General features: G+C 53.3%; 9 protein-coding genes. 1 reads left to right on the plus strand and 8 read right to left on the minus strand.

Annotated elements, in window-relative coordinates; genetic code table 11:
* Positions 1–359: 359 nt before the first annotated feature.
* The 6 genes from ABX962_RS25550 to ABX962_RS25575 all read right to left on the minus strand — a co-directional run bounded on the left by ABX962_RS25550 (position 360) and on the right by ABX962_RS25575 (position 5,214).
* A complete protein-coding gene (locus ABX962_RS25550) occupies positions 360–908 on the minus strand; it encodes a hypothetical protein (RefSeq protein ID WP_372723555.1) in 549 nt (182 codons plus the stop codon).
* A 94-nt stretch (positions 909–1,002) separates the two neighbouring features.
* Positions 1,003–1,374, minus strand: a complete 372-nt coding sequence (locus tag ABX962_RS25555) for a hypothetical protein (protein WP_372723557.1) — start codon at positions 1,372–1,374, stop codon at positions 1,003–1,005.
* A gap of 783 nt (positions 1,375–2,157) precedes the next feature.
* Positions 2,158–2,553, minus strand: a complete 396-nt coding sequence (locus tag ABX962_RS25560) for a hypothetical protein (protein ID WP_372723559.1) — start codon at positions 2,551–2,553, stop codon at positions 2,158–2,160.
* A 160-nt stretch (positions 2,554–2,713) separates the two neighbouring features.
* Entirely contained in the window at positions 2,714–3,346 is a 633-nt protein-coding gene (locus tag ABX962_RS25565; protein ID WP_372723561.1) for a hypothetical protein, read from the minus strand.
* Positions 3,347–3,674: 328 nt separating this feature from the next.
* Positions 3,675–4,037 (minus strand): hypothetical protein, encoded by a 363-nt coding sequence (locus ABX962_RS25570; protein WP_372723562.1) that lies wholly within the window; start codon positions 4,035–4,037, stop codon positions 3,675–3,677.
* Positions 4,038–4,578: 541 nt separating this feature from the next.
* Positions 4,579–5,214: a hypothetical protein gene (locus ABX962_RS25575; RefSeq protein WP_372723564.1), complete on the minus strand. Its 636-nt coding sequence runs from the start codon at positions 5,212–5,214 to the stop codon at positions 4,579–4,581.
* 741 nt (positions 5,215–5,955) lie between these two features.
* Here ABX962_RS25575 and ABX962_RS25580 point away from each other — a divergent pair.
* Positions 5,956–6,078 (plus strand): hypothetical protein, encoded by a 123-nt coding sequence (locus ABX962_RS25580; RefSeq protein WP_372723566.1) that lies wholly within the window; start codon positions 5,956–5,958, stop codon positions 6,076–6,078.
* A gap of 75 nt (positions 6,079–6,153) precedes the next feature.
* Here the strand turns inward: ABX962_RS25580 and ABX962_RS25585 are convergent, their stop codons facing one another.
* Together ABX962_RS25585 and ABX962_RS25590 are read right to left on the minus strand one after the other, a co-directional pair.
* Positions 6,154–6,705, minus strand: a complete 552-nt coding sequence (locus ABX962_RS25585) for a hypothetical protein (protein ID WP_372723568.1) — start codon at positions 6,703–6,705, stop codon at positions 6,154–6,156.
* On the minus strand, positions 6,702–6,959 hold a 258-nt coding region (locus ABX962_RS25590; protein ID WP_372723570.1), incomplete at its 5' end, for a hypothetical protein. The genes ABX962_RS25585 and ABX962_RS25590, both read right to left, overlap by 4 nt.

The following is a 6,959-nucleotide window of genomic DNA, read 5'->3' on the forward strand; positions in this document are numbered from 1 at the left end:
GCTGGGCGCGCATAGTGATCTTGGAATTCGCTCCAAGGTAGGTCATCTAGTCCATCAAGCATTGATGTCCATCCAGCTCGATCGTGCAACGTCTAAGTCACCCGGCACGAACGGATAAGTGACCATTAGAAAATATTTTTTTGTGTGCTCGGATGCACCGGCATTGTTCGCCACACACGTTGCACCATGATTCACTGCCGAACACTCGCGACCGGAGGATTGTATCGCCGACGGAATCCGAAATCAATTCGATCGCGAATGGAAAAGGGCAGCCCGACATTAGACTCAATTGCCTTGCTTTTGAATCGCCGAACAACCCGACATTGCGTGAGAGTCTCTGCGTTAATGAACGAAATTCATCACGGGGCCGGCGGTGACGAATTTCCACTAGAAAGCGGCTCGGCCGCCGGCTCCGGTGAACGCGAGGGTTCGGAAGCTGTACTCTGAATACCCTGCTGTGAAGCCATCAGAAAACGAAGTTGGTTGGATTCATCGTCTCGCCATACCCTATACAGTTTTCGTTGTAGCCCAGAGTCGAACAACGAATCGAACCGTTGATCCAGTCGTGCAACGCACGTATTGCGATCGGCTGGATCAATGGCTCCGTTTCCGCGTACGTATGCGTCAAGCCATTCATAGACAAACGCACGCAAAGCGTCGAGAGTCCCCGGCATTTGTTCGGGCCGTACAGCTGCAATGCGGAACAGCGCTTCGGCCGACGGCCCCACGTACTTGATTTCGTAGAACGCTCCCGCCCGTTGTTTGTAGAACGGGTTGTTTTGACTGAATTCATTGTCGACGTCGACAATCGACCGGTCGACGGGGAAGACGATAAGTCTGCGTTGTTCGTCCGCGAGCAATGGTCCGCAGAACGCGACAAGCATCGAAATTGCGAGGAATGTTCTCATGATGTTAGTGCCGAACGTCGGATATCACCGAGGACGCGCGAAAGACTCACCATCACTAAACCGCTCAGCTCGCGTCCTTCGATGGATGTCATGGTTATACCCCGTATCGAGCTTCGGCCGCAAATAGCTTTGGAAATCGTATGGGCAGATCTTCGACTTCCCATTCTTCGCCTGCGGGTGAAGCTGGATGTTTGAATTCCATGATTCCGGCATCGTCCTCGGACGTATTCATCCGACGCAAGACATCACGTGGAATATAGCCGTATTCTTCAAAGCGAGTGACCTCAATGCCTGGAGCGAACGCGACGTCGGCAAGCGAATCGACATCTTGAGCGGGCAATTCAGACAGCGCATCGCGAAGCCTTGCGACCTGTGAGTCCATGTTTCCATCACGACAATTCGGATCGAATTCGGAACGCGACTCGGCAATAATAGTCCAGAACCGTTCTTGGTTCATCAACGTCATGCAAAACACCTACTCAGTAGCAGTTTCACTCGGAATAACGTCCAGCGCAACCGCGAGGTGACGGTTGAGCTTGACTTCGAGGTCCACGCGTTCCGCCGCTCCGGGTGAGTAGACCGAGCCCACTTTGGTTTAGATTACGCTTTATGTTCCCTGTTTGCCACTGGTTTCCCGTTACGTGGTGTCAGACGATTTTAACCCTGCCTCATTGACCATCGCCCCCTCTCCGATCCAGGTGTGCCGCGTTATTGCATCTGGATTACAGCCGACATCACTCAATTGCAATTCCTCGCATTCTGCAATCGCTATCAAGTTGGCGCCAAGAGCACGTGGGCCCTGTGGAAATTCAAAAGACTCGCAACGAATACCGCATTTAGATGTTTGCCCGCGAATCACGAATCGAACTGGCGATTACGATCCTATTAAGTCGCAACGTCCTCGAATGCGTCATTGAAAAACAGGAAAATGGTCGACAGAAAAATGAAGACGGAACCACAAAGTACTCCGTCCACCCAATCTTTCTGTCGCTCCAATTTTTCTGTATATCGATCGTCCGAACTGGAGTAAGCAGTGACAGGTTTGGAGTAAGATCGGCAGCGAAACCCTATGCAGCGTGACGTCGTAAACGCTCTCGCACGTTAGCGACGGCCAACAGCGAATTGCGTAAGCCGCCTCAGTGTGTCCAATTTCCGTCATGAAATAGCGTCACCGACTGCGCTCCCTGCAACGCTCAATACTGAATTTATGGCCAACAGTTACTCAAGCGGGATTCAACCCGTTAGTCAATCAGACCTTGTCAGTCCGCACGTTCACGGTTTGGTTATCCGCGGTTTTGAATCGATGTCGAAACGACGCGGCGGCGTATAGCCAAATCACAAAAAAAGCGAGCCAACCAAGGGCGAGCCTTGGGGTGTCCGCCAATTCTTGCAAGTCAACGGTGTTCTCGAACATGCGGTACAGGCCAACGAAGGTTAGCAACACCAACGGAGCTAGGGCGAAATCAACGCAACTGCGCAATCGAGTGGAACCGCACCATTCGGACCAAAGGCAGAACAATGAAAGCGAAAGAAACAGCAGAATCAACACGTGACTATCGTGGATGTGAACCGTGGTGTTACTGCGGAAGTAGTTTCTAAAGAGATCAAAGAGATCGATCCAAGTTGAGGCTATTGCGAGGCACATAAGAGTTGTTGCCAGCAAAACGAGCCGCGGTCGCCCGGCGATGGGTTCCGGAACTGGATATGATGGATGATAGGGATTCGTCATTACGATTTCAGTCGGAGAACGCCCCGCGATAACGCGGCCGGGAGTTGGCGTTGCCGAGCGAAGCGAGCCAACCGGCCTATTCCGGCTCATGTTCATCGCCTTGTTCTGCCTCGTTTTGTACGAGCGGTTCCAAATCGTGGACGGTTCCCGGATGACCATTTTTGAGGTCGTCCAACGAGTATTTGTACAGGATTCCTTCGCGTGAGTACACAAGGTTGCCGAGATTGTCCCAGCACGCCGAATCAACATGATCGTCGAGCAGGTCGTCAAAGCCGTCGAGCGCAAACCGGAATGTGTAACCGTGATCCAGATAGCCAACGTACCGAACGATTAATGCTGGATGTTTGCGCGACGGTTTGTTTTGCCAGCCATCATCGCCATCGCAGGCGACCGTATACCTGGATGCATCCTTGATTTCACGATTTGTTCCATAGTTGTCTCCGCGACGTTGCCACCCATCACGTTCCCATTTCGGGTAGAGAACGCCCAAATCTTCGCCGCCGAATTCTGGCTGAAGTTCGGAAAGCTTGAATGGAACCGATCCCTTCGCGGGCTGCCATCGATTGAGAAGAAGGGTCTGTCGATCGCGCCAGTACCCCCCGCCGTACCACGTGCCCATGTTCGGCCCCTCAACGACTGTCCGAAGATAGGGCAGGCGGCAGACGCCGTTCCATGTATCACCCGATGCTCCCATCGCGAGATAGATCATCCATTGTCCATCGAACGAGATGTCGCACCGTTTTGGATACAGCTTGCCGTGGAACCACGAGCCCTGTTCAAGTGTGTCGGATCGTGTGTTCCACCGAATTACGTGGAAGCACTTTGATGGTTTTCGGCGGATGACGAGCACGTAGGGCGACGCCTTCGCAGGGAGAAGGTGAATACGTGCTGGATCAGCCGGTGTCATGATGAGGATTTCAAGGCAGAATGGTGGCCGTCACCTGGGACGGCGAGTTGAGTCGCCATTTGCAAAAACCTGATGCCGTCCTCAGCGTGCACGGATTTGTAATCCGCAGCTTTGGATTGCAGGTGCGATGTCACGGTAAATCTTCCGAAACCAGTTCACCAAACAATTCATCACGTGGAGAACGATACCAAACTACGAGTTCGTAGATGCCGCTGCAAGAGAATAGCAGTTTACCGAGAAGTGAAACCGAGAAGCCAGTCGCGGCGAATGATATCGCAATCCCGGTCAACGCAAGTAGAAAGTAGATGATGAGCGGAATTGCCGCCCAGCGTTGTTGGAACCAAGTAAGTGCAGCAAACAGCCCAACCGACAGCCAGAAAACACCGAATGCAATTGAGCCGTCAACAAACGATCCGTAAGCAACTACGGGTGCAAAAAGTGCAAGCAGCGGAGCGAACCACCCGATGCCCCATCCAGGGAAGCGAAATATCATGTACGGAAACGTTGTGTCGTAGATAGCAGGAAAAAATTTAGTCGGATAAAGAATCCATGTAAGTCCGAGATTTGATGGGTGGGAGCCATTTGTTCAAAGAACTGGCGACTCGGACCCGTGATCTCGGCAGCGTGCGGCTGCCGGTCACATTCACTCCACGCACCAAACACAAGGATCAAAGTGCACATGAAGATTCTCGCACTAGACCTCGGCAAATTCAACTCCGTCGCCTGCTTCTTCAACTCCAAAACCAGAAAATCCAAGTTTCTCACCACGCCCACCAACCGGGAACACATCGCCAGGTCCCGTCACTCATCGCACTCACAGCGATCAGGGGCAACGACACTCATTCTTTAACGGCCAAACTGACGACGGCAAGAAGCTAAACCCATGGAGCGGGCGAACGAGCAACTACCGGGCTTCTTGAACAAAGGGCTTGAGCTTCGGCTAATCAAGCTCACTTCTGCGATTCGTTAAACGCAAACCAACGACACAGATTCAGCCTCAATCTCCGCGGCACGCGAAGTCAAACCCTTATTGGCTATCTGGCCTTTGGCGCACTTTGCAAATTCCGGATCAGTGAGTTGCCGGCTTCCGATCTTGACCGGCTGAGAATTGGCCCGTTTGAGGGATATGCAAACGCTATAACGGAAGCGGATTCAAGTGGACCATCTGCCATGAAGTCACCGACTGGGGTCGAGGCAAAACAGGATAGCCCGGAAGTAGAAGACAGCTCCGCTGGATCGTCTTTGTTGTAATCAAAAATCACATCATTGACGACCATCTCTAAAGCAAACATGGAGAATGATAGTGATATCGTTTCACCAAGCGGTTCTAGAGGGACGACAGGCGGGTCATCTATCTGTAAGTCTTGAGACATGACTCCCCAATTCGAAATCCCCTCTTCGTCCGTCAGCAATAGTAGCGCGTCATTCACGACGGATAGTTCTTGAGCAGGAATCCATACATTTTGCCCGTGGGAATCCCATTTCGACGAAAGTTGATACCACTCGCAAACAGCGGAGGGGATCGCAAACGCGTGTCGCGAAAGTATCAAGTGGAGTTCCGCCGCGGGCATACCGCATTGTGAATCGAACGATCCAACCCAGTTGCGGATAAATGCGACCAGCGGACGCCAACGTTCGGTGTTCGCCAATCGGTCCCATTCGTCGGTCATGATGCCACGTAGGTGAGTTGCCAGATAACTATCTTTTTTGCCCGCGGGTCCGTCGGGAGATATGAGCAAATTCGACCTTATATCACTGGGTGAGTCAAGCGATTTGGATTATATCACTCGGGAGAGAGTGACTCGAGTGATATATGGTTTTACCACTCGAGAGCATGCTGGCGGGATTGAAGACCTCGGTCTTGAAATCGAAGGGACAGGCGTCGTCCAGCGTCTCACTCTCTAAGAATGATCGAGTGTAATTCGCTCGCTGACGGATCTCCTGGCAGATCCGTGCAGGGATGCCCCCACTCATCACGGCGATCGAGCACTGGCATTCTCCCAAAACCGTCCGAAATCGGTCTCAAACAGCAGCGGTCTCGAACTCTCTGGTCACATCTGCCATCGATACTCTCGCTCGCCCATTTCTGTTAACTAGGGCGAGCATGTTAACTGAGAGAGTCTGAGAGATTTCGTTGTTGGGTTCGGGGTGGCGAGGCGGAAAGCTGCTTTCCGGTTAGGTAACCCGACCGGACAAGAGCGAACGTGGCGAACCAGTCACGGCAAGAAAGTGCCGAAAACACGGGAATAAACGCAAAAAGGCGATGCGTGTGCATCGGCCTTTGACGTTTAAGGTGGGCAGCAGCATTTCGCCACTGTCCACGAAGGCTCACTAAATGGTCATCATCGGTGAAGACGACGATCGGCGTCTCGCCCGTGTCAAGCAATCGATTGCGCCCGGCGGATAATCCAATGTCGAAATCTGTCTCGATCAATTGGTCCACCATTGCCGCTTCGGTCGGACAATTGGTAGAGAATCGCAACTCCGGTTTGCCATCGTCGAGCACGTGGATCGCCGGGCGATTCGTTCCGTAGTGTTCGTGGATGCTCCGCACGAGCGCGGCGCAGCACTGGGGTCGATGAATGGTCTTGATACAGAAGGTGACTTGATCACGCATGGACGATGCCGCCTCCGGGATATCGCATTGAATGGAATCCATGTTTGCGAAGGCCGAGTTTCCTGAACTTTGGCCGACAGCGCAAATCGCCGTAGGGTTTCGCTCCAACGTGGGCATGAACGACCATGCAGTCCTCGGCGACGGCGACTTTCAGTTTTTCAATGTGGCAGCCTTCCGCACCCCAGTCGTTCATCGTGTCGACGCGGGTTTCACAGTTGCAGGTTTCGCTGGGTTTGGCGAACCAGGCCAACATGCGTTTCAGTTCATTGCCGGGACCGGGACGGAATCGATCGATCTTGATCGTCTCGGGTTCAGCACGCTCGGGCAGATAATTGCGGAGCAGTGATTCGCGTTCGCGCGTGTCCTGTTTGCGACGTCTCTTGTTGACCACCGCCATGCCGATCGTGACCAAGTTGATCGCTCTCCGGTTTTCGTTGGCTTGGCAGGCGTTGCACGCTGAAGGCGTCGTTCGGACCTTGCAGCCAGCCATTTGCCCTGCGACTTCGCAGGCGTTGTCTTGGCTCAGATGGGGACAGTGAATCATGCGGTCATCCCCGCAACTTGACCGTCATAGGCTCCAGAACTGCTAGGCGGCTCGCCGGGATCCTCGCAGTCGCTATCGACCAACTCCCAACCGCAAGACCAAATCCAGGTGCTGTTGCACGGTTGGCTCGATCCGCTGCTGTCCTCGGACGACGGTTCGCTGGCACTGTGGCTCGCTGGCGCTGTGGCTCGGTCGTTCTGATCCTTCATTTCCCCGGCATTGCAGCAGTGACCAACGAATTCCGGGCCGCTGCC

The organism is Novipirellula sp., assembly GCF_041583735.1.
GTDB lineage: Bacteria > Planctomycetota > Planctomycetia > Pirellulales > Pirellulaceae > Novipirellula.